At 53.2% G+C, this 25,069-nt stretch carries 24 protein-coding genes and 1 tRNA gene; 23 read left to right on the forward strand and 2 right to left on the reverse strand.

The genetic code is table 11. From position 1 onward, the window contains the following. Positions 1–76 precede the first annotated feature (76 nt). The 21 genes from HS100_21420 (at position 77) to HS100_21520 (ending at position 22,002) form a co-directional block, all read left to right on the forward strand. Positions 77–2,488, forward strand: a complete 2,412-nt coding sequence (locus HS100_21420) for an FAD-dependent oxidoreductase (protein MBE7436491.1) — start codon at positions 77–79, stop codon at positions 2,486–2,488. Positions 2,489–2,503: 15 nt separating this feature from the next. Beyond that, positions 2,504–3,037, forward strand: a complete 534-nt coding sequence (locus HS100_21425) for an NUDIX domain-containing protein (protein ID MBE7436492.1) — start codon at positions 2,504–2,506, stop codon at positions 3,035–3,037. A 110-nt stretch (positions 3,038–3,147) separates the two neighbouring features. Further along, the gene (locus HS100_21430; protein MBE7436493.1) at positions 3,148–4,470 is read left to right on the forward strand and encodes a polymer-forming cytoskeletal protein; all 1,323 of its coding nucleotides are present in this window, start codon (positions 3,148–3,150) and stop codon (positions 4,468–4,470) included. A gap of 86 nt (positions 4,471–4,556) precedes the next feature. After that, positions 4,557–6,473 (forward strand): TIGR03960 family B12-binding radical SAM protein, encoded by a 1,917-nt coding sequence (locus HS100_21435; GenBank protein ID MBE7436494.1) that lies wholly within the window; start codon positions 4,557–4,559, stop codon positions 6,471–6,473. Between the two features lie 70 nt (positions 6,474–6,543). Next, positions 6,544–7,068, forward strand: coding sequence for a hypothetical protein (locus HS100_21440; GenBank protein ID MBE7436495.1), 525 nt, complete (start codon positions 6,544–6,546; stop codon positions 7,066–7,068). Positions 7,069–7,074: 6 nt separating this feature from the next. Beyond that, positions 7,075–7,704 carry a DUF2344 domain-containing protein gene (locus HS100_21445; protein MBE7436496.1) on the forward strand — a complete coding sequence of 210 codons (630 nt, stop codon included), beginning with the start codon at positions 7,075–7,077 and terminating at the stop codon, positions 7,702–7,704. Positions 7,705–7,770: 66 nt separating this feature from the next. After that, on the forward strand, positions 7,771–8,754 hold the full coding sequence (locus HS100_21450; protein ID MBE7436497.1) for a PrsW family intramembrane metalloprotease: 984 nt from the start codon (positions 7,771–7,773) through the stop codon (positions 8,752–8,754). Between the two features lie 118 nt (positions 8,755–8,872). Continuing rightward, a tRNA-Arg gene (locus HS100_21455) sits at positions 8,873–8,947 on the forward strand. Between the two features lie 62 nt (positions 8,948–9,009). Further along, positions 9,010–10,071 (forward strand): SH3 domain-containing protein, encoded by a 1,062-nt coding sequence (locus tag HS100_21460; protein ID MBE7436498.1) that lies wholly within the window; start codon positions 9,010–9,012, stop codon positions 10,069–10,071. Positions 10,072–10,082: 11 nt separating this feature from the next. Then, positions 10,083–11,255 carry a FecR domain-containing protein gene (locus HS100_21465; GenBank protein MBE7436499.1) on the forward strand — a complete coding sequence of 391 codons (1,173 nt, stop codon included), beginning with the start codon at positions 10,083–10,085 and terminating at the stop codon, positions 11,253–11,255. Positions 11,256–11,261: 6 nt separating this feature from the next. Next, entirely contained in the window at positions 11,262–13,208 is a 1,947-nt protein-coding gene (locus HS100_21470) for an adenylate/guanylate cyclase domain-containing protein (protein ID MBE7436500.1), read from the forward strand. 124 nt (positions 13,209–13,332) lie between these two features. Further along, complete coding sequence (locus HS100_21475; GenBank protein ID MBE7436501.1) at positions 13,333–14,391, forward strand: hypothetical protein; 1,059 nt, start codon at positions 13,333–13,335, stop codon at positions 14,389–14,391. A 232-nt stretch (positions 14,392–14,623) separates the two neighbouring features. After that, complete coding sequence (locus tag HS100_21480; protein ID MBE7436502.1) at positions 14,624–15,241, forward strand: redox-sensing transcriptional repressor Rex; 618 nt, start codon at positions 14,624–14,626, stop codon at positions 15,239–15,241. A gap of 221 nt (positions 15,242–15,462) precedes the next feature. Next, positions 15,463–16,119, forward strand: a complete 657-nt coding sequence (locus HS100_21485) for a hypothetical protein (protein MBE7436503.1) — start codon at positions 15,463–15,465, stop codon at positions 16,117–16,119. Between the two features lie 117 nt (positions 16,120–16,236). After that, positions 16,237–16,932, forward strand: coding sequence for a hypothetical protein (locus HS100_21490; protein ID MBE7436504.1), 696 nt, complete (start codon positions 16,237–16,239; stop codon positions 16,930–16,932). 174 nt (positions 16,933–17,106) lie between these two features. Then, positions 17,107–17,856 carry an alpha/beta fold hydrolase gene (locus tag HS100_21495; GenBank protein MBE7436505.1) on the forward strand — a complete coding sequence of 250 codons (750 nt, stop codon included), beginning with the start codon at positions 17,107–17,109 and terminating at the stop codon, positions 17,854–17,856. A 362-nt stretch (positions 17,857–18,218) separates the two neighbouring features. Further along, entirely contained in the window at positions 18,219–19,013 is a 795-nt protein-coding gene (locus tag HS100_21500; GenBank protein MBE7436506.1) for a CPBP family intramembrane metalloprotease, read from the forward strand. Between the two features lie 384 nt (positions 19,014–19,397). Then, on the forward strand, positions 19,398–19,892 hold the full coding sequence (locus tag HS100_21505) for a GNAT family N-acetyltransferase (protein ID MBE7436507.1): 495 nt from the start codon (positions 19,398–19,400) through the stop codon (positions 19,890–19,892). A 391-nt stretch (positions 19,893–20,283) separates the two neighbouring features. Further along, a complete protein-coding gene (locus HS100_21510) occupies positions 20,284–20,526 on the forward strand; it encodes an AbrB/MazE/SpoVT family DNA-binding domain-containing protein (GenBank protein ID MBE7436508.1) in 243 nt (80 codons plus the stop codon). A gap of 5 nt (positions 20,527–20,531) precedes the next feature. Next, a complete protein-coding gene (gene mazF, locus HS100_21515) occupies positions 20,532–20,882 on the forward strand; it encodes an endoribonuclease MazF (protein MBE7436509.1) in 351 nt (116 codons plus the stop codon). 394 nt (positions 20,883–21,276) lie between these two features. Then, on the forward strand, positions 21,277–22,002 hold the full coding sequence (locus HS100_21520) for a DUF2726 domain-containing protein (GenBank protein MBE7436510.1): 726 nt from the start codon (positions 21,277–21,279) through the stop codon (positions 22,000–22,002). Between the two features lie 114 nt (positions 22,003–22,116). Here HS100_21520 and HS100_21525 read toward each other — a convergent pair whose 3' ends face one another. Then, entirely contained in the window at positions 22,117–22,263 is a 147-nt protein-coding gene (locus HS100_21525) for a hypothetical protein (GenBank protein MBE7436511.1), read from the reverse strand. A gap of 118 nt (positions 22,264–22,381) precedes the next feature. On the opposite strand from HS100_21525, the gene HS100_21530 reads away from it, so the two are divergent. Continuing rightward, the gene (locus HS100_21530; GenBank protein ID MBE7436512.1) at positions 22,382–23,509 is read left to right on the forward strand and encodes a TIR domain-containing protein; all 1,128 of its coding nucleotides are present in this window, start codon (positions 22,382–22,384) and stop codon (positions 23,507–23,509) included. Positions 23,510–23,905: 396 nt separating this feature from the next. Further along, entirely contained in the window at positions 23,906–24,883 is a 978-nt protein-coding gene (locus HS100_21535; GenBank protein ID MBE7436513.1) for an ornithine cyclodeaminase family protein, read from the forward strand. Here HS100_21535 and HS100_21540 read toward each other — a convergent pair. Continuing rightward, a complete protein-coding gene (locus HS100_21540; protein MBE7436514.1) occupies positions 24,880–25,062 on the reverse strand; it encodes a hypothetical protein in 183 nt (60 codons plus the stop codon). The genes HS100_21535 and HS100_21540 overlap by 4 nt on opposite strands. Between the last annotated feature and the right edge of the window lie 7 nt (positions 25,063–25,069).

Below are 25,069 nucleotides of genomic sequence, written 5' to 3' on the forward strand. Positions count from 1 at the left end.
AGTGACCCTGGTGATCGAGCAGCGACGAGCGTTCTTTGCGAGGAGCATATCGTGACCGCCACATAAACGAGATATTATGACAACCATCTACGACATCGCCATCATCGGCGCGGGGGCGGTGGGATGCGCCATTGCAAGAGAACTTTCACGCTATGACCTAAAGATCGCCCTATTAGAATCCAATCCCGATGTGGGCATGGGGACTTCCAAGGCCAGCACGGCGATTTGGCATACCGGTTATGATGCCAAGCCTGGCTCGCTCGAAGCCAGACTTCTGCGACGTAGTTACTCCTTGATGAAGGAGTACATGCCGGAAGCGAATATTGCGCATGAAGTCCTGGGCGGTCTGCTCATTGCATGGAATCAAGTACAATTCGACGCTCTTCCCAAACTGCTCAAGCAGGCACACGATAACGGGGTAACGGATGTTCGCATTATCGCCTCTGAAGAGATTTGTCAACGTGAGCCGCACATCAGCCCGGGCGCCCTGGGTGGATTGTTTGTTCCCGGCGAAGGAATTCTCTGCACGTTTTCCGTTCCGCTGGCGATGGCGTATCAGGCGGTGGAGAATGGCGTGGCGTTGTTCCTCAATTTCAAAGTCGCTGGCCTCGATACGACCAGTGGCGAACATACGGAACTACTCGACCAGCAGGGAAATAAAATATATTCGAGGTTTATCGTCAACGCGGCGGGACTGTTCTCGGATGAGATCGATGCCCAATATGGAAAGACCCGCTTCCGGGTCGTTCCGAGGCGCGGACAGTTGATCGTCTTCGACAAAATGGCAAGAGATTTGATTAATCATGTACTCCTGCCAGTTCCAACATCCGTCACAAAGGGTGTACTGATCAGCCCGACCGTTTATGGAAATATTCTGCTTGGACCGACCGCTGAGGATCTGGATGACAAATCGGCGACAGAGACGACAGAAGAAGGGCTGAAGTTCCTGCTTGATAAAGGGGAAAAAATCCTGCCGCAACTGCTGAACGAAGAAGTGACCGCCACTTACGCCGGTCTGCGCGCGGCGACAGAACACAGCGATTATCAGATCGAGATGGATGCATCGCTTCGTTACTTGTGTTTGGGCGGAATCCGTTCGACGGGTATTTCCGGCGCGATGGGCATCGCCGAATACGGCGTGGAGTTGCTCCGCGAAGCGGGTTTGCATCTAAAACAGAAAAAGGAATTCAAGACCATCAAACTTCCGACGATCGGACAGTCGTTCGTGCGCCCGCATCAAGACGCGGAAATGGTTGCGAAGAATCCGCTTTATGCCGAGATGGTCTGCCATTGTGAGCGGGTTTCGCGCGGCGAGTTGATCGCCGCCATGAATGCGCCGATCCCTGCCACGACGCTGGACGGCTTGCGCCGCAGGACGCGCGCTTCGCAGGGGCGCTGTCAGGGGTTCAATTGTCATGCGACTCTCCAGGTCATTCTCAGCGAACGGAGTGAGCGAAGACTCTCCATCTTACCCAGCGAGACTCATCGCTTCGCACAGAGTAACATGAATGTGGATGTCCTCATCGTCGGCGGTGGACCGGCGGGTCTATCCGCGGCAATCGAGTTGAAGAAGCAGGGAGTGAAAAATATTTTGGTGGCAGACCGCGAAGCGGAAGCAGGCGGGATGCCGCGCTTTTGCCATCACACCGGTTTTGGGCGTGAAGACTTGTGGCGCATGTGGCAGGGACCCACGTACGCAAGGTATTATCGTGACCTGGCTGAAAAGATGAATGTGGAAGTGCGAACATCCACAACGATTTTGGGATGGAAAAATCCTGCAACAGAGAGCACTGAGAAGGTATTGAGTTTTACATCGCCAAATGGAATTGGCGAAATTAAAGCGCAAACCGTTTTACTGGCGACCGGCGTGCGGGAACGTCCGCGTGCAGCGCGGTTGGTGCCGGGGAAGAGACCGCAAGGGATTTACACGACCGGTTCAATGCAAAGGTTTCTTTACCAGGAAAAATTGCCGGTTGGCAAACGCGCGGTCATCGTCGGCGCTGAATTGGTCAGCCTCTCGGCGTTGATGTCGCTCATGGGCGCAAAAATCGAATGTGCGATGATGGTGACGGAAGAACCCATGCATCAAATCGAATTTCCGTACACTGTAATGAAGTTGGCGCTGGCCGATATAATGTCCCGCACGCCGATCATAACGAATACCCGCGTATCGAATATTTACGGTCAAGAACGGGTCGAAGGCATCGAACTCACCCACAAAGACGGAAGCAAAAAAATTGTGGAATGCGACTCGATCATCTTTACCGGGAATTGGATTCCCGAACACGAACTGGCGCGCACGGGCGGTTTGCAGATCGACTCGCGCACGAACGGACCGGTGATCGACGGGAACTTCCAATCTTCGGTTCAAGGGGTTTTCATAGCTGGAAATCTCCTGCGCGGCGTGGAGACTGCCGATCGCTGCGCGCTGGAAGGGAAATGGGCAGCGCATGGAATTGCAAGATTCCTTCGGACCCCGCGTTTGTAAAGAAAGAAAAACAAAATGTCTGACGAACAATTGGATGTTGTGAACGACAAGGATGAAGTAATTGGGCAGGCGTCGCGCTCGGATGTCCACCGGCGGGGATTGCAGCATCGCGGGGTGCATGTCTTCCTATTTGATGCCCAGGGCGAGATGCTGATCCAAAAACGAAGCGCGGACCGCGCTTCGTCCCCATCCCTGCTGGATTGCTCGGTGTCGGAACACGTCAAGGCGGGGGAAAGTTATCGGGAAGCGGCAATGCGCGGGTTGAAGGAAGAGATGGGCGTGGAGGGAATCGAGATCAACCTGCTGGGGAAGATCCAAATGGAATACGGACCGAACGATAATGAGATCAGCGTGATCTACGAAGGAAAAATACAGCCGGGGCAGGTGCGCTTCGATCCGGAGGAAATTTCCGAGGTCAGGTTCATGCGCCTGGATGAGATCCGGGCGGGAATCGATAACGCCAAGGAGACGTATTGTGCCTGGTTCGTCGAGATCATGAATTGGTATTCAGGGAAACCTGCAAAGTTGAAGACGCTGCAAGGGGAATAAGAGACAGAATGGGGTGACCAGCCTCAGGCCGGGGAAGAGGCGGGAACTATTGCAACCTCGGGGGATACATGCCGTATATCTCTTTCGGAAATGTTTTCCAAGGAGACACCATGAAAACCATTCAACGATTTTTGACAGTCCTTATGATAATTGCCCTGTTCTCGCTGGCGGCCACAACCCCGGTGCTGGCTTTCGACGGGCGCTCGGGTGATGTAATCGTGATCGAAGCCAATGAAGTCGTTAACGATGACCTCTACGTCGGAGCAGATCAATTCACCCTCGATGGAACCGTCAAGGGAGATCTAATCGTATTCGGCAACTTCATCACGATCAACGGCACTGTGGAGGGCGATCTGATCGCGGCGGGAAACACCGTCCTGATCGAGGGCACTGTGCAGGACGATGCGCGTATTGCCGGTGCGGCACTCCAACTTGGCGCCAACGCAGTGATCGGCGGGGACCTGGTCGCTGCGGGCGCAAGCCTCGAAACGAAGCAGGGCAGTTCGGTCGAGAATGATGCCGTGTTTGCCGGGGCGCAGGGATTGCTCGCCGGTTCGATCAGCGACGATCTGCAACTTGCCGCAGGCGCATTGGAACTACGCGGCGAGATCGGCGGCGATGTAAAAGCCGAGGTCGGCGAGATGAACCAGGGCGGTCCTCCCCCATCCATGTACATTTCGAACACGAACGTGTCCATCCCAACCGTCAACCCCGGTTTGAAGATCGCGGAAGGCGCCAGGATCGGCGGTGATTTCACCTATACTCAAACGAAGGATATCACCATCCCTTCGGGCGCCGTCGATGGAAAGGTCACCCGAAACGAACCTGTTGTTGACCAAAGAGTCGTCCCAACTCCGCCCACTCCGGCAGAGATCGCCGCAAACTGGACCTTCGACCTGCTCCGCGATATCGTGACTCTCGCTCTCTTCGGGTTGTTGCTCGCATGGCTTGCGCCTGTCTTCATGAAAAGCCTGATGGGCAAACTGCAAGCCCAGCCTGTTCCGAGTTTTGGCTGGGGCATCGTCGCCTACGCCGCTTTCTTCTTTGCGCTGTTCCTGATCGTGGTCGTGACCATCATCCTGGGAGTGATCTTCGGCGCATTGACCCTTGGCGGCGTTTCCGGGACGGTCATCTGGCTTAGCCTCCTGTCCATTTTTGCGCTGATCATCGGGTTCGTGCTGTTCACCGGCTTCGGTTCCCAGATCCTTGTGGCTTGGCTGGGCGGGCGCTGGATCCTCGGGCGCTTCAACCCCGCGCTGGGCGAACACAAAGTTTGGCCCCTGCTCCTTGGCGTGGTGATCGTCGGTTTGCTGGTCAACCTTCCGGCAGTAGGCTGGCTGATCGGGTTCATCATCATGTTCTTCGGCCTGGGCGCGCTCTGGCTCTGGGCTCGCGAACGGATGGCGAAGCCGGCCGCCGTGGCTGTACAATAACTTCAAGGCGCAATAACGAACCGGCAGGGATGACCTGCCGGTTTATGTTTCCAAACCGGGTAATTCTTATCAGGTATAATCGCGGAATGCTTACGCCAGAACAGATCGAGACAAAACTCGAACGAATCCTTTTAAAAGTTGAACGACCGGGTCGTTATGTAGGCGGAGAATTGAACTCGACGGTAAAGGATTGGGACTCGGCAAAAACCCGCGTCGCATTCGTCTTCCCCGATATCTATGACATCGGCGTTTCAAATGTCGGCTTGAAGATTCTTTACGACCAGGTCAACCAGCGGGAGGATGCGCTCGCCGAGCGCGCCTACGCTCCCTGGCTGGATATGGAAGCCCTGATGCGCGAACATGGGATTCCGCTTTACGCGCTCGAATCAAAACGCCCTCTGGCCTGTTTCGACCTCATCGGCTTTACCCTGCCCTACGAGACTCTTTACACCAACGCCCTCAACATCCTCGATCTTGCAGGCATTCCCATCCGTTCGGCGGATCGCGACGATTCGCATCCCATCATCATCGCGGGCGGACATGCCGCCACCAATCCCGAGCCGATGCATGCCTTCATCGATGCTTTCGTCGTCGGCGAAGGCGAGGAAGCCATCCACGACATCATCGACTCGCTGCAAAAGACAAAAGGAAAACCGCGCGAAGAACGCCTGCGCAGCCTGTTAAGGATTTCGGGCTTGTATCTGCCGCGCTTCTATCAAACCTCGTACATGGACGATGGAACGGTCGCTGTCACGGAACCGATCATCCCCGAAGCGCCGAAGGTGATAAACAAACGCATCGTGGGCAAACTGCCGCCGCCGCCCACAAAGTTCATCGTGCCGAACATCGATGTGGTGCATAACCGCGTCTCGGTCGAGATCATGCGCGGATGCACCCGCGGATGCAGATTCTGCCAGGCGGGTATGATTACGCGCCCGGTCCGCGAACGAAGCGTGGAAGAGGTGGTGGAAGCCGCCGAGGCGGCCGTCCACGCGACGGGATTCGAAGAACTGGCATTGATGTCGCTCTCCTCTTCCGATTACACATATATCAAAGATCTGGTGGATGCCATCAGCAAACGCTTTGAGGGAAGGAAACTTACCGTTTCGCTGCCCTCCCTGCGCATCGAGTCTGTTTCTGTGGACCTGATGGAGAAACTCAAACAGCACCGCTCCGGCGGTTTCACGCTTGCGCCCGAAGCCGCCAGCGAACGAATGCGCCGCATCATCAACAAGTTCATCCCTGATGAAGACATCATCAAGACCACGAACGAAATCTACAGCCGCGGCTGGACGACGATCAAGTTGTATTTCATGATCGGGCATCCGAGCGAGACGCTCGAAGACGTGCAGGCAATAGCGGATCTAAGTAAACGCGTCATCGCCGAAGGACGCAAGGTTGCGGGGTGGAAGGTGAAGTTGAATGTCGGCGTCAGCACTTTTGTTCCCAAGCCGCAAACTCCCTTCCAGTGGGTTTCTTGCGACACGCGCGACAGCATCCTTGAAAAACAAGCCCTGCTGAAACGCGAACTGTTCAAGGACAAGAACATCAAATTGAGCTGGACCAAGCCCGACGACACGCTCGTGGAAGCCTGGCTTTCGCGCGGCGACCGCCGCATGGCGGAAGTCATTTATTCCGCGTGGAAGAACGGCGCGAAGTTCGACGCCTGGGAGGAAGGACGCAGGTTCGATACATGGATCGCCGCCTTCCAGGAGCACGGGCTCGACCCCGCCTTTTATACCAACCGCCAGCGCCGAACGGATGAAGTGTTCCCCTGGGAGCATATCAGTGCGGCGGTGCGCAAGAACTTCCTCTTCCAGGATTTCCGCATGTCGCTCGAAGGTGAGATCCGCGTGGACTGCCGCCTGAATTGTTTCGCCTGCGGCATCCTGCCGACCTTTGCGAACCTGCGCCGCGAAAACCCGGGCGAAGTTTGGAAATGTCCGGAGGTAAAATCTCCCGCTCGAAAGATGGAAATGGAATTACCGCTGGTAGGCGATTGATCGCTCAGCCGCCGTCCCCGGCGGCGAGGAAAGTACCCGGAATCGGTATTCCGCCGGGAACATTTATTTAATGAACAAAACCGCTCTCCTAGTACGCCTGCAAAACGAACGCGACCAGTTCGAGCTACTGCTCAACCGCGTGGGATTCGCGCGCCGGTTGACGTTGCGCGGCGTCTCGGGCGGGTTAACCGTCAAGGACCTGCTGGCGGAAGCGCTTTCGCACGAACTATTCATCGCGGACCGCCTGACCGAGATCCTGCACGGAGAGGCATATTCGCCGTCCGCCTCGTTCTCGGCTTTGGAAAATTTTCAAAAAGAGTTCGGCTACCCGGATTATGAATCCCCGCTCGTGGAAAAGCACAAGCACAATTGGACCGTGCTGAACGCGTACAAGAACATCGAGTTCGATGAGATCGTCGCGGAGGAACTGGCGGTTTATGCGAGCATCGTCGAATTGCTGGAGAAGCTCAGCCATCATCAATTCCTCGACCATGACCTGTTCCATCGCATCGCCGAGCATACCTACCGTCCATATCGCCGCACCGGGTCGCTGATCCATGCCTGGTTGGGGCGAATCGCCGCCGAACCGAAATAGACAGACATGCGAGTCCGCATCACATTCACAAAGCAGGGGGCGCTGCGTTACATCGGTCATCTCGACCTGCACCGCTTGTGGGAACGCGCCATGCGCCGCGCCGACCTGCCCCTTGCTTATTCGCAGGGATTTCACCCCCAGCCGAAGATCAGTCTTGCCGCCGCCCTGCCGCTGGGATTCTCCTCGCGGGGCGAAGTGCTGGATGTACGCTTGAACGAAGAGGTCTCCGTCGAAGACATCAGCTCGCGTTTAAAGGATAATCTTCCGCCGGATATAAATGTTAGGGAGATCAAATCGGTGGACGAGTGGCTTCCCGCCTTGCAGACCCAGGTGCTATCGGCGGCGTACGACGTCCGTTTGACGGAACCCATCGACGGTTCCGAATTGAAGCGGAAAGTGGAGTCCGTCATGATGACAGAGTCCATCATCCGTGAGCGGCGCGGGAAGAGCTACGACCTGCGTCCGTTGATCGAAATGATGAGCGTCATCACCCAGGCGGACGGAACAGCGTGGCTGAAGATGACCCTGGCGGCGCGTGAGGGCGCGACAGGAAGACCGGAAGAAGTCTTGGCGGCGTTGGGAATCGAGCCGGAAACCGCGCGGGTGGAGCGCACACGCCTGATCTTCAAGGATTGATTTATTCCGGTATATCGTTAAAATTAGGTTTGTCATTTCCAATCCCAAATTCTTCGGAGGAGTACTATGGCTGTGCTTGCCGCAATACCCATGGCTTTCATTCCCGCATTTTTCTTTTCGTGGTTCCTTTACTGGCTCGACCGGTATGAAAAGGAGCCGCGCTGGCTGTTGTTGATGACCTTCTTCTGGGGCGGTTTCTTCGCCATCATCGGCACGCTCATCGTGGCGACCATCTTCGAGATCGGCTTCAGCTTTGTGTTGAACGACGCGGTGCTCGAAGACATTGCGGGCGGTTCGATCACCGCGCCGATCGTGGAAGAGTTCATGAAGGGACTCGCGGTCCTGCTTGTCTTCCTGATCTTCCGCAAGGAGTTCGACTCGATCCTGGACGGCATCATCTACGGCGGAATCGCCGGGCTGGGATTCGCCGCCACCGAGAATGTGTTCTATTTCCTCGGTCAATACAGCGACGGCGGCTGGGCGGGCATGTTCACGAACTTTGCCCTGCGCGTGGGTGTGTTCGCATGGGGGCATCCTTTCTATACCGCATTCACCGGGCTGGGTTTTGCCGTGGCACGAATGAACCGCAACTTATTGGTCAAGCTCGCCGCGCCTGTCGTCGGTTATTTCCTGGCTGTGTTCGCGCACGCCTTCCATAACACCTCGCTTGTGTTCGTCACCGGTCTGGGAAGCCTTGCGCTGGTCGTCCTGCTCGAATGGGCGGGCTGGCTCATCTTCCTCGGCTTCATCATCTGGCTGATCCGGCACGAGCAGGGATTGTTGAAAAAACACTTGAAAGAGGAAGTGTCGGGCGGTTTGATCTCAGACGCGCAGTACAAGACCGCGGTCTCGTTCTTCCAGTTCGGCGCGCGCATGGCGGCGCTGAGCGGCGGCGCGTATAAAGCCACCAGTCATTTCTATCAATACCTCGGCGAACTGGCGCACAAGAAGGAACAACTCGAAAAATTCGGCGACGAAAAGGGGAACGCGGCCATCATCACAAAACTGCGCGGGAACATTGCGAACCTCGCGCCGCAGGCGAAGACATAAAATCTTCTGAAAGCCCTGAGATCCTTCGCCGCTTCGCGGCTGAGAATGACATTTAAAAAAACGGCTGACGGCTCATTCGTCAGCCGTTTTTTTGCCTATGGTAAAATTCGGCTCGCCCGCCCCCGTAGCTCAGTGGACAGAGTGTCGGCCTCCGGAGCCGAAGAGCGCAGTTCGAGTCTGCGCGGGGGCGCCAGCCCGAAACCCCAAAGGAATCAATCGCCTTTGGGGTGAATTTTTATTGGATACAATTATCGCGTGACCCGACTCAGACTCATTTCGTCCATCGCGTTCCTGCTCATTTGCGCAGGCTGCGACTCATCGCCCACAACGCCTTCCATCCCAGGACCGGCATTTGTCACCGCGACCCTTCCTCCCACTCTCACACCTGCGTTCACTGCTGCTTCGCCGCGGCCGACCCTTGCGCCGACTATCGTTCCGATCCCCGGCGTGACGACAAGCGAGGTCAATTTGAGGGAGGATACCTCCACGGCAAGCCGGGCGCTCGGCGCAATTCCCGCCTTCTCAAACGTACAGATCATCGGCAGGGATTCCAGCGGTCTTTGGTATCGAATCCTATTCAATGGAAACTCTGGCTGGGTGCGCGCGGATTTCGTGCAGGCACAAAATGAATCGGCGGAGATTCCCATCTTGGGCGCAGAATCGGAATCCGGGTCCGGGGTGAGAGGCGTGATCACGCGCGGGGTCAACGTGCGCAGTGGACCGGGGCAGGATTTCGAGTTGCTGGGATTGTTGAATCAGAACGATGTGGTGCCCATCTTCGGAAAGGATGCATCGGGAGCGTGGATGAAGGTCGCGTATCCTCCCGCCGCGGATGGGACGGGCTGGGTCAATGCGGAATTCATGCAGATCGAGAACATCGATGCGATCCCCGCTCTCGGCGATGAAAATCAACCTGCTAGAACAAGCGAAGCAGATTCAGCCGAAGCGCCCGCCCCCATGGAGATCGCGCAAAACGATAACGACTCAGCCGACGCGCCCATCGCGGTCTTTTCGCTCTCGCCCGCTTCCGCGCGTTCGATCCAATTCGAGGGAGACGTTTCGACGCCGCAGGGCGATGGCGAAGACTGGATCGCCTTTTCGGCGGACCATGACAGGGTTGTCATTCAACTCTCATGTGATTCCGGCTTCGTTCTATTAGAATTCATTCAATCAGACATGGCGCCGCTTGAATGCGGCGGCACGGTTGCGATGGAGACCGAGCCGGGCAAAATATATCTCTTGAAAATATCGCCAGTTCCAACGGGGGATGGGATCCACGCGGACTATAAAGTTAGAATTACGGTCACCATCGACTGAAACGGAGAAAAATGTACAGAAAAAACCTTATCGTACTACTGCTTGCCTTCTCCCTGACGTTTGCGGGCTGCCAGACCAATGAAGAAACACCGCCGCTTTCCGCGACGCTGAGCGAGCTCTCGGGCCTGGTGGAAATGAAACAGGCGGAAGAAGCCGCCTTTGCGGAGGTGAACGCCGGGTCGATCTTGAACGTGAACGGGCAGATCCAAACCGGCGATGACGGGCGCGTGCGCCTCGATCTTTCTTCGGGCACGATCGTGCGCGTGACGCCTTCCTCGGTCTTTACCCTGATCTCGAACGAGGAAACCGATGGCGGTCTTTATACAAAGATCAAACTTGAATTGGGAAGGATCTTCATCATCCTGAACGGCGGGCAGGCGGATGTGGAAACGCCCTCCGGCGTGGCTTCGGTGCGCGGGTCCTATATGAAAGTTGAGATCGACCCGGTCACCGGCGATATTCACATCACCTGCCTCGAAGGGACCTGCTCGGCAACCAACCCGGACGGAGTGCAGGTCATCTTTACGAACGGGCAAAGCGTGATCCTTTTCCACCAGGAGGAGGACGGCACGTGGAGATCGCCATTGCTCGGCGGGATGACGTTCGAAGATTTCGAAGAATGGATCCAAAACAACAACGACAGCGAAACGAAGAAATATTACGACGAGGGCATCGCCAAACTTTTAGCCGCGACAACCGAGGCGCCGACCGAAGAACCGACCGAGACTCCCACCGAGCCGCCCACTGAAGCGCCGACAGAATCTTCGGGCGGCGGAGGCGGCGCATGTTCCCAGCCCCAAGCTCCCGCCGATGGCAGCACCCTCGGCAAAGCCGGGAAGCAGGCATTCTCCTGGAGCGAAACGCCCGGCGCGGAGTATTACATCCTGACCTTCGTTAATGAAAACGGAAGCACGGCGATCATCCAGACGACAGACCCCGGCGCGGAATTCTACATCGAAGTCCTGCCGCTCGGCGGGAACTACGAGTGGTTCGTGACCGCCTACGGCTCGAACGGGACCCCGCTCTGCACCAGCGCTTCGGTCAATTTCTCCAAGCCGAAAGCGGACCCGACCCAAAAGCCAAAACCGGAAGACAATCCAGGTCCGCGGCAGCCGACAGAACCGCCGCCAACAGAGCCGCCTGCAATTGAGGAATATTGTTCTCCCTACTGCGGAGGCGAATAATCTTTCATGCAAAGAGAATCCAAGCCGGTCAACGCTTCGACAAGCTCACCTGTGCGTGCGGGATTGGCGCAGGCAGGGCAACGCCTGCGCATCATCCTCCTGATCGGCACGGCGCTGATTCTTCTCCTCACGCAGGCGATTGCAACTTTCACCGACATCACCACGCCGCTCGAACGGCTGGAATATTCAATCCAGGATACGTTCGTGCGCATGCGCGGCGCGGAAGAACCATCGGGCGAGATCGTCATCGTTGCGATCGACGACCAATCCTTCAACTGGACGGGACTGCAATGGCCCTGGCCCCGTTCGTATCTTGCCGGAATCGTGGACCAGATCAACCAGGGCGGCGGCAGGGTCGTCGGCGTGGATGTATTTCTCTTCGAGCCGGATGAGAGCCAGCCGGAGAATGACGGAGCGCTTGCGAGGTCGCTGGGAGAAAGTCCCTCCTCGGCGGCGGTGATGCAGATCCTGCGCGGCACCGGTGAGGGATTCGTGACCGAGTCGCGCGTCCTGCCGCTTTCCATCTATCGCGATGTATTGGACGGCATGGGCATTACCTCCGTCCGCCGCGATGAAGACGCGATCGTGCGGAGCGTCTCGGCATATGATTCATACCAGGGAGAGATTTACCCGCACTGGGCGTTCGAGATCGCGCGCCTGTATTCGAACGCCGAACCGCCCGTCTTCAGCGCTTCGAGCGTGGAATTCAACGGGCAGAGCGCGCCATTGAGTTCGGGCTTGCTGCCGGTCTATTTTGCGGGACCCGCCGGGACCTACCCGACCTATTCCGCATCGGATGTGCATGACGGCATCACGCTCGAACAGGACCCGGACGCCTTCCGCGGCAGAATCGTGTTGATCGGCGCGACCTCGATCACCTTGCAGGATATCTACCCAACCCCCTTCTCGGCAAGGAATACCACACCGGGCGTGGAAGTCGTCGCCAACACGGTGGATACGATCCTCAACGGCAAATACATCGCGTATGCTCCGCCGTGGATGTCGCTCCTCATCATCGTTGGAGCGGCGCTGCTGGCATTCTTTATCACGCTTTCCAAACGCCCGTCGTTGACGATCTCGCTGCTGGCTCTCGCGGCTCTGGCATATTGGCTGCTGGCATTCCTCCTGTTCCTCCAGCAACGATATGTATTGCCGGTCGCCGCGCCCGAAGGGATGCTCTTTCTCGGAGTCGTCCTGCCGACCCTCGAACAAGCCGTCTCGCAGGAGCGCGAAAAACGGCGCGTGCGTAACCTGTTCAGCCGCTTCATCTCACCCGAAATGGTGGACCAGATGATGAAGACGCAGGACATCAACTCGTTGAACAAACGCGCCGACCTGACGATCATCTTCTCGGACATCCGCGGCTTCACGACCCTTTCCGAAAAAATGACGCCGGAGGGGGTGGTGGCATTGCTCAACCCGTATCTCGAAGCGATGTCGCAGGTGATTTACAAACACGGCGGCACAGTGGATAAATACGAAGGCGACGCCATCATCGCGTTCTTCGGCGAGCCCGTGCCGTATAAAGACCACGCCGTCCGCGCGCTGCGCGCCGCATTGGACATGCGCACCGCTTTGGCGGAGTTGAAGGAGAAATGGGCGGACGAGGGACGACCGAGCCAGATCGAAATGGGAGTCGGCATCAACTCGGGCGAAGTGTTCGTGGGCTTGCTCGGCTCGGCGCAGCGCATCAATTACACGGTGATCGGCGACAACGCCAACCTCGCCGCGCGTTTACAAGACCTGACCAAGACCTACGCCTGGCCCATCCTGGTCAGCGAGAGCACGTATCAACAGGTGAAAGACGAATTCGACGCGGAACTTGCAGACGCGGTGACCGTAAAAGGCAAAACGAAAGCGGTGAATGTGTACAAGGTCCTCGGGCGCAAAGATGCGCCGGAGGGCGAAAGGCTCAAGGCGTGGACCCAGGACCAGGTCACGCCGAAAGGATGAAGACTGGAAAGGAGGCGTATGTGAAATAAATATGTCACCCTGAACATCGCGAAGACCGGCGAGATCCTTCGCTGCGTTCAGAATGACAGGCGTATTGTATCGGTTTTATAAATTGGAGTTGAAAATGAAACATATATCGACAAAAATCCTGCTGGGTGGAATGTTGCTTATCGTCCAAGCCTGCGGCGGTTCGACGCCCGAGCCGCAGGAGGCTGTCACGCAGATCGTCGTCATCGAGCCCACATCAACGGCGGCTGCCGCGCCAAGCGAGATCGTCCATACCCACATCCCCGAGGAATTGCCGTCGCAAAGCGCCGGCCACGCCGGGGACCAGGATTCCGCCAGCACATCCGGCGATCACACCGCGCCGGGGGGCGACCGCTTCACGTTCGGCGAATACGAGCGCCCGTTCAACGCCGTGGCGATGGACCAATACTTCCCCGATCTCGATATTCAGTTCTACGAAATATTCCAGGATGCGATCTTCACCTATGCCAGCATCACGGTGCGTTCGCTCAGCCCGGAAGGGAACCTGCCCGGTCAATACGCGCTGGAGATCGATACGAACATAGACGGCAAGGGCGATTTTCTCGTGCTGGTGTCCAATCCCTCCTCCACCGATTGGTCGACCGAAAATGCGCAGATCTGGGAGGATACGAACAACGATGTGGGCGGCCTGCTGCCGGTATACCAGGACAAGGAAAAGCCCGGATTCATAGACGGGTTCGAGACGAAGGTCTTCGATAACGGCGCGGGCAAGGACCCGGACGCGGCCTGGGTGCGCATTTCCCCCGACAGTGCGCTGATCGTGCAGATCGCTGTGAAGACCGCGTTCATCGACAACGACAATAAGTTCCTCATCGGTCCGTGGGCGGGCAGGCAGATCGACCCGATGAAGTTCGATTTCAACGACGGGATGACCCAGGAAGAGGCGGGCGCGGCGGTCAAGAGTTTTACCTTCTACCCGATCCAGTTTTTGGCTGAGGTGGATAACGCCTGCCGGGTGCCGATCGGCGTTCTCGTCTCGGCAACGGACCTGGGGCTTTGCATGATCTTCGAGCCGACGCCAAAAGCAGAGGAAGAAAGAATCGACCCGGGTTCGCCTGGTTGTCAAATCACATGCCGGCAGGGGACCAGGCTGGACGACGCAACCTGTACTTGCAATCCGATCATCATCCCCTAACAATAAAACTTTTCTAAATCCGCATCCCTCGATGTTTCATCACATCGGGGGATTTTTTTGCGGAATCCCCGCCTCGGACGCGGGAAAAGCCTGATGGGGACCGCCCAAGCCCGGTCCCCGCCTGAGGCGCGGGTTTTCATCCAAACAGCTTTCGTTTGTGAAGCACTTGTACCGAATTGTACAAAATCTCTTTTTTTGGTATAGTTAGTCATACCAATTTTGGCGAGGGCACATGAACGCGAGGAAGATTCCCGACATCATCATCGGACGATTGCCCGTGTACCTGCGGGCGCTTCAACGCATGGCAGACATGGGTTTGAAGACCACGTCGTCGCAGGAGCTGGGCGAGCATGTGGGTATTTCGGCGGCGCAGATCCGCAAGGATATTTCGCAGTTCGGTGAGTTCGGCAAGCAGGGGACGGGGTATTCCATCGAGTATCTGATCGATAAACTGCGCGAGATCCTGAAGGTGAACCGCATTTGGGAAGTGGCGGTGGTCGGCGCGGGCGATATGGGTCACGCGCTGGCGAATTACCAGGGGTTCCGCGACCGGGGGTTTCATATTGTGGCGATCTTCGACAGGGACAAGGATAAGGTGGGGGAAAAGATCGGCGATTTCAGGGTGGAAGACGCCGAGACGATGGTGGAGCGCATCCGCCAACTGGGGGTGAAGGTGGCGATGCTGACGGTGCCCGCTCCGTCGGCTCAAGCGGTGGCGGACCAGCTGGTGCAGGCGGGGGTGAAGGCGATCTTGAACTATGCGCCGATCAGTTTGAACGTGCCAGGCGGGGTGAAGGTGCAGTACATCGACCCATCCACCCATTTGCAGAGGATGACGTATTATTTGTAGGGTGATTCGATCCTTGCCGCATGACGGGGGTAAACAATTCAGGACTTTAGACGTAACCAACCATCCATAAGAAGTTATATAGAATCGACCGTCCAATTACTGGTTGGGCGGCATGGTGACTTGCAGAGTGCGTTCAATTCGTTTGAAAAGGCAATAATCATTGGCCTGCGTTTGAGAATGCCCGTCAGCCCGATACGCAGCACAGAAAGTAAGGAACCAAAATGAAAAAAAGTTCTCGTTCACTCTTAGAAGGTCCTTTGCCATATTTGGCTTTTCTCGCAGGGATCGTCACCATCAATTGGCTTCTATTCCGTTATATTTTCGATCAGAATTATTTTATTTGGTATATAACGAACGGCACGCTCATCGGCATCATCGTTGGTTTTACCGCATCGATATGGGAAGGGCTGGATTCCCGTAATCAATTATTGTCCGCCCATCCCGGCTATTATATTCAGGGGTGTTTTGGGCTGATGGCCGCCTTTTTTGCATCGGTTGCGTTTACCGCGGAACAGGATCCGGATTATAAGACCGATCAGGCTCTGAATCGTTGGTTCAACTTCGGTTTGGATACGATCAATGGTTTTGTCGTCATCCTTTTCATGAGCTTTGCATTGCTGGCCTGGCTGGTCGTCGTTGCGCCGTTGAATTACTTCATGACGCTTCTCACTGGAGCGATTGCGCGAAAAGAAATTCTAGGGAAATACAAGCGCGCCATAGCCATTCAGACTGACACCAGATTCATTCTTACCTCAATATCGAGGAAGGAAAAGCTGCCCGATCATGCGGTTAATATTTCACTAGCGGTAAAACCATTCGCGATCACCCAGACAATAACCGCCCTCGTTTTGTTTGTTGCCAATAAACTTCTTATCTAATGATGCAATGTTTCGCTTTACTGGGTGCGCCGATGGACTCAGAGAGAAGATGTAATCCGTCGCGCATTGGCTAATGAGGTTTTAGGATAATGGTAATAAAGGAGAGAGATCAGAAGTATGGGAAAAAGTAAATCTTCTGTGAACCTTGCAGCGGTCATCCTGCCAGCTGCCATTACCGCCATGGCGGGCATCATTGGCGCCTACTTCAGTTATTCCGCGGGCGTCTCTGCGGTCCGCATTCCCCTTGCGGCAACTCAAACTGCGGAAGCGGCTTCGAGCCCGAATTATCCGCCAGTTGCTTCAGCGGTTGGAGGAGAATCCGGGACATCCGGAATACCTATTGCGATCGACTCGGCTTCAGCATGGCAGTTTACGGGCGTCACTGCCGCAGCGGGAGACATCATAAGTATCGAGGTAGTGGGAGGAAAATGGACACCATACAGGATACCTTTCCCTGAAGATGTGCGGAGCGGAATCCCGGAGGATTTGGAAAATAAATTGTCCTCTGAAATCTACATGAACGGATACCCCGAAACGGCGGGCAGTGGTGATGTGAATGCCTGCGAGCCGGAAGACCTGTGCCCGATGCTGGGTTACAGTGTGGGCGGATTGGTCGCGCGCATAGGATCATTTAATTACTTTATTGGCAACAAATGTACATTCAGGGTTGCCGACGCGGGGCAGATCTTTTTACAGATCAACGATGTCATTGACGAGCCATCTTATAATTTTGGTGTTTTGGCGATCGAAATCGATTTTCCAAACGACATCAACCCCGTTATTTCTGAAGGCTGTGGGATACCGACACCATAAAACCAAAAGGGTTCCCAAGATGGTGGAAGATCAGTCCGCATGATGAGATTGCCGAGACACAGCGCAGGTATCCCACTCGCGGAGTTTACCCTGAGCCCGTCGAAGGGCTCGAGGACGAGACGCAAACCGTTGGGCGCTGATAGCTTCTCACCATTATTGCAAAGGAGATGTACGGTGTACAAGAAAAAATATGGTGTTCTGATCATTCATGGTCTAACGGCGAGCCCTGATACCGTCCGCGAAATTGAGCCTTCAGTAAAACAATTAGGAGTGCCCTATCGAATGCCCACCTTGCGAGGTCATGGCGCACGCTCTCCCGAAGCGCTGCGGGGCGTCACCTGGCATGAATGGTTATCGGATGCTGAATGTGCCCTCCAAGATCTACTGACGGAATCTGAGAAAGTCATTGTGATTGGACACAGTATGGGTGGATTGGTGGCATTAAACTTGGCTGCCGACAGCCAAGGCGAAATCGAAAGTCTTATTCTTGTCGCCGCGGCGGTTCAACCAGCATCACCACTCGCTCCAGGTCAGCCATTGCATTTCCTCTCCCCTGTGGTTGGCAAATTGCTCAAGAAGTGGGATTTTCCTCCAGTCTATGCCGACTCCGCTCTCGCCTCTGGCAATCCCAATTATCTCTGGGCTCCAATGGATGCCGTTCTCTCCTTTCTGGATTTCACTGGAACGACTCGTACTCGATTGTCGCACATACAACCCCCGACCCTTATTCTACAAAGCCGCAACGATTCCTTGGTCGCACCAGTCAGTGCGAATATTATCTACAATGGTATCTCAACACCAACAGAACAAAAGGAGATTGTCTGGTTTGAGAAAACCAACCATGAAATGTTCCGCGACTGTGAACGGGAAGCTGTGGTTGATGTAATCATAAAGTACATCAAGCAACGGATCGGAGCGGAATAGGTTGCCCCAACACAGCGTTCACCCGACGATGGGGATGGCAAGCGCCAACGCGCTCCCCCTTCGGGGACGCTGTGCTCTGGGCGATCCAGTCAAGCTGGACGAACGGTGCTTGCTGGAGGCTTGCTCGCCCGATCTGCGGCATTTTCGAGTATTTTTCTCGCTTCGAGTTTTTCTGCTCCCAAGCATTATCCACGCCCGCCCACACGCAGCTAACGCAAACTGTTGAAACTGTCGAATAGCCAGGGAAAACCCGGGTGCTTGTCCGCTTTCGCTCTCCACAGTTCGGTTTTTAGACAGTCCCGTTGGGCGGTTGAGAACTAACACAGATGAAGCCTCGCAACAGTTCAAGAAGGAGTGAAAACATGACTAGGATGACCAACCAAAGCGCTTTCGTTATCAAGCCCATGTCTTTCTGGAAAGCACTACTCTATTTTGGACTGTCTGCACTTCTCTTTCGAATCTCCCTCTACAATGGCACGCCAGCCCTAATGCGCTTGGGGCTAACTCCATTCAAAGCCAATATAGTTTCCTTCACTCTACCACTGGCAATCTTGTTTGCTCTCGCATTTGGTTTTTACAAACGCGATGGTTATCCACTTTCATGGAGCAATATTAAGACACGCTTCCGATTGCTCCCAATGACGGGAAAAGATTGGCTTTGGGCAATCGGAGGGTTGGTCGTGACCTTTTTGAGCATTGGAATGGTGTCATTTACCGCGCAGTTGCTGATTGCAGCCCTTCCTGCCATCGCTCCGCCAGATTTCTTTACCCCTTGGCAAACACCTGGCGTACCTATTAGCGCAGTCGTATTCGCTGATTTTATCGGATCCCCACTGAAAGGTAATTGGGGGGTAGTCATCCTTTTATTCATCCAGTTGTTCTTTAATATTTTTGGTGAAGAATTATGGTGGCGTGGATATATCTTGCCACGCCAAGAAAAGGCGCACGGTAAATGGGCTTGGCTGGTAAATGGTCTGTTGTGGCTACTATGGCATGTCGCTTTTTACCCCTGGCAAATATTGGCTTTATTGCCTATTTGTCTTGCCCTTCCATATATAGCGCAACGACAGCAGAACACGTGGGTCGCAATTATTATTCACTTACAGAACGGAATATTCCAGTTCATTATCTTGGCAATGGTTCTTGGTCTCGCATGAAACATTTGCAGACAAACAATGCAAGCAACTTGCAAGCACCACCCAACACAGCATGCACTTGACTGGTGGGATTGTCAAGCGCCAATGCGCTTTGACTGGGCGATCCAGTCAAGCTGGACGAACGGTGCTCGCTGGAGGCTCGCTCGCCCGATCTGCGCACATCCCAGGCAGTTTCCTACGCCTTGTCATTTTCCCTGGACTGTCCGTCCAGGACAGGCTGGTTGGACAGCTTCGCCGTCCCCGCCCTGGTTGTCGAGGTTGCCGAGACACAGCGCAGGTATCCCACTCGCGGAGTTTACCCTGAGCCCGTCGAAGGGCTCGGGGACGAGACGCAAACCGTTCGGCGGCTCCGAATGTGTGAGAAAGATTTGTTGAGAAATATCCATGAAGATAATTGAAGTCCAAACTCCCGCTGAGATGGAACAAATCAATGAACTATTTCGCGAGTATTATAAATTCCTGGCGCGTGAGCATGGATTGGATATTTCCTACCAAGGCATTGAAGATGAACTCGCCAACCTACCTGGAAAATATGCAACACCAAAAGGCAGATTGATATTAGCAATCGAAGCAAATCACGCTGTTGGATGTGCAGCCTTGCGTCCCATTGATGAACAGATTTGTGAATTGAAACGCATGTATGTCTTACCGCAATATCGAGAGCAGGGTGTGGGAAGAACGCTTGCACAGACACTCATCGAAGATGCTCGGCAAATTGGTTATCACCTTATGCGATTGGACACAGGTAACTTTCTAACATCAGCGATAAAATTATACGAATCTTTAGGCTTCAAACAAATAGAGCCTTATAGCGAAGTACCAGAAGAAATACATAAGATAGCAATCTTCATGGAGTTGGATTTGGGAAGTAGTCATTAATAAAAAGCCGCCCAACAAAGCGTCCACAGATGAAGTGGGAAGTCAAGGGTACCGCGAAAAGAAAGTAGATCAGGGTGTAAGGGAGCGAAAAAACAGCAATCCACCTTCACGCTGCGCTCCAAACGCAAAGTGGATGTACAATGGTGTTTGTTCGCCCTGGTCCACAATATCGGCAAGATCCATACCTTTGGGGCGCGGATATAAGCCCTTTTTGAGCCCGGTCACCCCGTTCCACCGCGATCCGCGGGAAAAACCCGGGCGCTTGTCCGCTTTTGCCCTCCCCAATTCGGTTTTTCGACAGTCTCGTTGGCACGCCCCGTCCAAAATAAGCACTTGAAAAATCCAGCAAAAAGGTGTATCTTTGTTGTAGAAACAGACAGGAGATAACCTTATGCTCACAAAAGTTCAGAAATGGGGCAACAGCCTTGCCCTCCGAATACCTAAAGCCTTTGCGGTTGACGCTCAATTAGAAAATGATTCTTTCGTAGAAATAAGCATCGTAAAAGGCAAGATTATTGTTACGCCAGTTCCAGCGCCGAGCTGGACGCTTGAAGAATTACTTGCAGGTATCACGAAAGACAATCTCCACAATGAAATAGATACGGGTTCTGCCGTAGGAAATGAAGTTTGGTGAAAACTATGGCATATATTCCTGATAGCGGCGACATCGTTTGGATTATGTTCAATCCACAAGCAGGACATGAACAGGCAGGTCATAGACCAGCGTTGGTTTTGTCCCCAAAGGCATATAACGGTAAAGTTGGATTAGCGATACTTTGTCCAATAACAAGCCAGGTAAAAGGCTATCCGTTTGAAGTTTTGATACCTGAAGGATTAGAAGTAAAAGGCGCAATTCTATCTGACCAAGTAAAAAGTCTTGATTGGAAGGCAAGGAAAGCGGAATTTGCGTGTAAATTGCCGTCTGAAAAATATCATGAAGTCGTGAAGAAATTAAGCACTTTGATTCGCGAGCAACTTCAAAATATGTAATCGAGTCTTGCATAACAAAAGCGCCCAACACAGCGTCCTCAGAAACCGTCTCATCTTAAGCGTCCCTGAGCTCATCCTGCGGGGCGCTGTCCCTTGAAGAACCACACTCCTCTTCAACTTACAGCCCTAAAACCATCGATATCTTGCAGACGGTCAAACGCAAAGTGGATGTACAATGGTGTTTGTTCGCCCTGGTCCACAATATCGGCAAGATCCATACCTTTGGGGCGCGGATATAAGCCTTTTTTGAGCCGGGTCACCCCGTTCCACCGCGATCCGCGGGAAAACCCGGGCGCTTGTCCGCTTTCGCCCTCCCCAGTTCGGTTTTTCGACAGTCTCGTTGGGCAGTTCCTTGCATAACAAAGTAAAATTCGGTGGAGAAAAAATATAGCACATGGCAGCAAAGAGAAAAGAAAAACAAGGTTGCTTAAGCATCTTATTCCCTTTCCTGGGACGCAAAACAACTAAAACCGTTTTTACAGCCAGTTCATATAAAGCGACTGATGAACCTGCCCCAATAATTGAATCAAATATTCCCGAAACACTTCCCTATCGTGTTCGCGATGATTTTCTTTCGCCCGCTGAATTTTCGTTTTATAAAATCCTTGTTTCTCTTGGTGGCACACGGTTAACAATTCAGTCAAAAGTAAGGTTGGCAGATGTTTTCTTTGTGGCTCGTCCAAATGAAAACATGACATATTTCAGCAGAATCGCTCAAAAGCATTTGGATTTTCTTATTTGTGATTCTGTCACAATGAAGCCATTGTTAGGTATTGAATTAGACGATTCCAGCCACAAGCAAGACAACAGGCAGGAACGCGATGATTTTGTTGATAGAGTCTTTGAAGTTGCAGGCTTGCCATTATTGCGTTTGCCCGTTCAGCGAGAGTACAATACAAAAGAAATTGCATCTAAAATCGCACCGCTTTTGAAGGATAAAATTAGCCCTTCGAGTTCGCAATCTGAAATTAACAAGCAAGAGAATGGAAATCCACTTTGCCCTAAATGCGGCATCCCAATGTTGTTACGAACCGTAGCGCAGGGCGAACACAAAGGAAAACAATTTTATGGTTGCAAAAATTATCCTCGTTGTCGAGAAATGAAACCTGTTTCAACATAGGTGAGTCTTGCAATCCAAAAGCGTGCCAACAAAGCGTCCTCAGAAACCGTCTCATCTCAAGCGTCCCTGAGCTCATCCTGCGGGGCGCTGTCCCTTGAAGCACCACGCTCCTCTTCAACTTACAGCCCTAAAACCATCGATATCTTGCAGACGATCAAACGTAAAGTGGATGTACAATGGTGTTTGTTCGCCCTGGTCCACAATATCGGCAAGATCCATACCTTTGGGGCGCGGATATAAGCCTTTTTTGAGCCGGGTCACCCCGTTCCTCCGCGATCCGCAGGAAAAACCCGGGCGCTTGTCCGCTTTCGCCCGCCCCAGTTCGGTTTTTCGACAGTTTCGTTAGCTGGTTTCATCAGTTCAAAATTGAGGATTAAATATGCCATACCACATTTTCGTCAGCCATACAGGGAACGATAAAATAATTGCCGAAGAATTAACCCGTGTCATAAATAATGCCTTTGAAGGGGATATTCAACTTTACTTAGCGTTTCAAGAGATCGGCGGAGGAGATGAATGGAAAAAGTCAATTAGAGACAACCTTCAAAAGTGTGATGCTCTCATTTGTTTAGTAACACCTGAATACGCACGTAAACCCTGGCTTTTTATTGAATGGAGCGCATTTTGGCTTGCTGATAAAAAATACTATATCTTACTTACTGATGACGTAAAAGTTTCTGACCTAGTGCATCCAATGCAAGACCGACAAGCAACCAACATAACAGATGATGTAAGTGTGCGCATGTTTTTCCGTTCGTTAGCGTCAGACAGCAAACATGCCGCTATTCCATATCCCCAAGTTAAGACATTCGTCGAATCAGTCAAAGACGCTATTTTTATCCGCGACAAAGAAAAAATGGATAAAAGTTATGGCAAATACAAAGACAGTTTAGACGAACTTCCAGAAGATGATAATGAAAAAAGGTCTATTGCTGAGTATTTTTATAACCGAGACGATTTTGATACTTACGAAAAAATAGTTTCCAAAATCAGGGATGAGTCTGTCAAGTCATCAATGGTTATCCGTCTCATTAAGCAAGGTGATTTAAGTAGAGGCGTACAAATATCTGAGAAAATTCTTGGCGCTGATAAAATTCTTGACATTGTTCTAAACTTGATAGACTTGCAACACCACGATTCTCGCCAAGTAAGAGACTTGGTGGATAACATTTCGACTAAAAATCAATCTGAACTTAGAAAGATTGCAGTTTACTTACTGAACAGAGGGGAGGGAGACAGCGAATTATTCAATTACGTTCTTGAAGACTTAACTAACATGGCAGAAGTACGAAAAATTGCCAGTAATGTTATCGCAGATGGTCAGCAAAAATCCGAAGTTTTCAACTCACTTTTTGAAAAAATTCGATTAAGTAATCAGCGAGAGGCAGAAAAAGTAATGGTCGAATTATGGGAGCGTGACAAAGAACTGTTTTTGGAAATTCTTAAGAAAGGTCTTATTACCAACCCTGTGATTCTAAAAAGGCTCGAAGACTTGTCCAGTAAGTAAGGTTTCCGCAAAACACCAGCCAACAAAGCGTCCTCAGAAACCGTCTCATCTTAAGCGTCCCTGAGCTCATCCTGCGGGGCGCTGTCCCTTGAAGCACCACGCTCCCCTTCAACTTACAGCCCTAAAACCATCGATATCTTGCAGACGATCAAACGCAAAGTGGATGTACAATGGTGTTTGTTCGCTCTGGTCCACAATATCGGCAAGATCCATACCTTTGGGGCGCGGGCATAAGCCCTTTTTGAGCCCGGTCACCCCGTTCCACCGCGATCCGCGGGAAAACCTGGGCGCTTGTCCGCTTTCGCCCTCCCCAGTTCGGTTTTTCGACAGTCTCGTTAGGCGTTTGCTTGAAATGTTGTAACGTCCAATAATTTCCATTCATAAGGAAATCCAAATATGAAACAGCATAAAATCCTATATCTCTCGCAATCTGATGTAGTTTCTGTTAACCTGGGAATGGCAGAAATCATTCAACTACTTGAGACAGCATTTGATGAAAAAGGGCACGGCCGCGTTGAAATGCCGCCCAAACCAGGTATCCACCCTGGTGAGGGCGATAACTTCATCCATGCAATGCCCGCTTATATCCCGGCACTCAATTCGGCAGGCATGAAATGGGTCAGCGGTTTTCCCGAGAATGCAAAAAAGGGGCTGCCATATATTACAGGTTTGCTCATTCTCAACGACCCAGAAACCGGGATCCCGTTGGCTGTCATGGATTGCGAATGGATCACTGCCATGCGGACAGCAGCCGCTTCGGCGGTCGCGGCGAAAAAACTAGCGCGACCCTCATCTGCCAAACTAGGTATTTTGGGCTGTGGCGTGCAAGGCATAACGAACACCGAGGCACTAAGCGTATCTTTCCCCCTCGAGGAAGTTTTTGCCTACGATGTACGCCCCGAGGCAGTTAATAACTTTAGTCAGACCGTGCGGGAAAAATTGGGACTTAAAGTAATCCCTGTGCAATCACCCCGGGAAGCGGTGACCGGTTGTGACCTGGTTGTGACAGCGGGTCCGATACTAAAAAAACCGCACAAGACCATCAAGCCGGGATGGTTCGACAAAGGCGCCTTTGCGTCGCTTGTAGATTTTGATTCCTATTGGGAACCCGCAGCGATGAAGGAAGCAGATAAATTCTGCACTGACGATTTGAAACAATTTGAATATTACAAGAGTGTTGGATATTTTCAGGATGTGCCACCTATCCATGCCGACCTGGGTGAATTGGTAGCCAGGATGAAGCCCGGTCGTGAATCACCAGATGAACGAACAATCGCGTGCAATCTTGGCGTGGCTCTGGATGACATGGCGGTAGCTCCGACAATTTATCACCGGGCGATGGAAATTGGAATTGGCACCTGGTTGCCTCTCTAAGAACGGGCTAACAAAGCCTCCCCATCGTCCTTGGGGCGGGACGCTTCGCAGTCATGCATTTTTCCCTGGGAGAGCACCAGGACGGGCTGGCTTCGAGCGCGCTTCGCATCCTGCTCCCAGACGGAGTCCATGCCCGCATGGTTGTCGAGCCCGTCGAGAGGCTCGGGGACGAGACGCACACCGTTG

It is taken from the genome of Anaerolineales bacterium (assembly GCA_015075725.1).
Classification (GTDB): Bacteria; Chloroflexota; Anaerolineae; order Anaerolineales; family Villigracilaceae; genus Villigracilis.

Bases quoted from the DNA above. Each gene is read 5' to 3' on its own strand.
- HS100_21470 (MBE7436500.1), top strand. From the start codon at position 11,262: ATGCAAAGAGAATCCAAGCCGGTCAACGCTTCGACAAGCTCACCTGTG.
- HS100_21530 (MBE7436512.1), top strand. From the start codon at position 22,382: ATGCCATACCACATTTTCGTCAGCCATACAGGGAACGATAAAATAATT.
- HS100_21485 (MBE7436503.1), top strand. From the start codon at position 15,463: ATGAAAAAAAGTTCTCGTTCACTCTTAGAAGGTCCTTTGCCATATTTG.
- HS100_21440 (MBE7436495.1), top strand. From the start codon at position 6,544: ATGAACAAAACCGCTCTCCTAGTACGCCTGCAAAACGAACGCGACCAG.
- HS100_21510 (MBE7436508.1), top strand. From the start codon at position 20,284: ATGCTCACAAAAGTTCAGAAATGGGGCAACAGCCTTGCCCTCCGAATA.
- HS100_21480 (MBE7436502.1), top strand. From the start codon at position 14,624: ATGAACGCGAGGAAGATTCCCGACATCATCATCGGACGATTGCCCGTG.
- HS100_21520 (MBE7436510.1), top strand. From the start codon at position 21,277: ATGGCAGCAAAGAGAAAAGAAAAACAAGGTTGCTTAAGCATCTTATTC.
- HS100_21465 (MBE7436499.1), top strand. From the start codon at position 10,083: ATGTACAGAAAAAACCTTATCGTACTACTGCTTGCCTTCTCCCTGACG.
- HS100_21430 (MBE7436493.1), top strand. From the start codon at position 3,148: ATGAAAACCATTCAACGATTTTTGACAGTCCTTATGATAATTGCCCTG.
- HS100_21535 (MBE7436513.1), top strand. From the start codon at position 23,906: ATGAAACAGCATAAAATCCTATATCTCTCGCAATCTGATGTAGTTTCT.
- HS100_21505 (MBE7436507.1), top strand. From the start codon at position 19,398: ATGAAGATAATTGAAGTCCAAACTCCCGCTGAGATGGAACAAATCAAT.
- mazF (MBE7436509.1), top strand. From the start codon at position 20,532: ATGGCATATATTCCTGATAGCGGCGACATCGTTTGGATTATGTTCAAT.
- HS100_21500 (MBE7436506.1), top strand. From the start codon at position 18,219: ATGACTAGGATGACCAACCAAAGCGCTTTCGTTATCAAGCCCATGTCT.
- HS100_21490 (MBE7436504.1), top strand. From the start codon at position 16,237: ATGGGAAAAAGTAAATCTTCTGTGAACCTTGCAGCGGTCATCCTGCCA.
- HS100_21420 (MBE7436491.1), top strand. From the start codon at position 77: ATGACAACCATCTACGACATCGCCATCATCGGCGCGGGGGCGGTGGGA.
- HS100_21450 (MBE7436497.1), top strand. From the start codon at position 7,771: ATGGCTGTGCTTGCCGCAATACCCATGGCTTTCATTCCCGCATTTTTC.
- HS100_21425 (MBE7436492.1), top strand. From the start codon at position 2,504: ATGTCTGACGAACAATTGGATGTTGTGAACGACAAGGATGAAGTAATT.
- HS100_21445 (MBE7436496.1), top strand. From the start codon at position 7,075: ATGCGAGTCCGCATCACATTCACAAAGCAGGGGGCGCTGCGTTACATC.
- HS100_21435 (MBE7436494.1), top strand. From the start codon at position 4,557: ATGCTTACGCCAGAACAGATCGAGACAAAACTCGAACGAATCCTTTTA.
- HS100_21475 (MBE7436501.1), top strand. From the start codon at position 13,333: ATGAAACATATATCGACAAAAATCCTGCTGGGTGGAATGTTGCTTATC.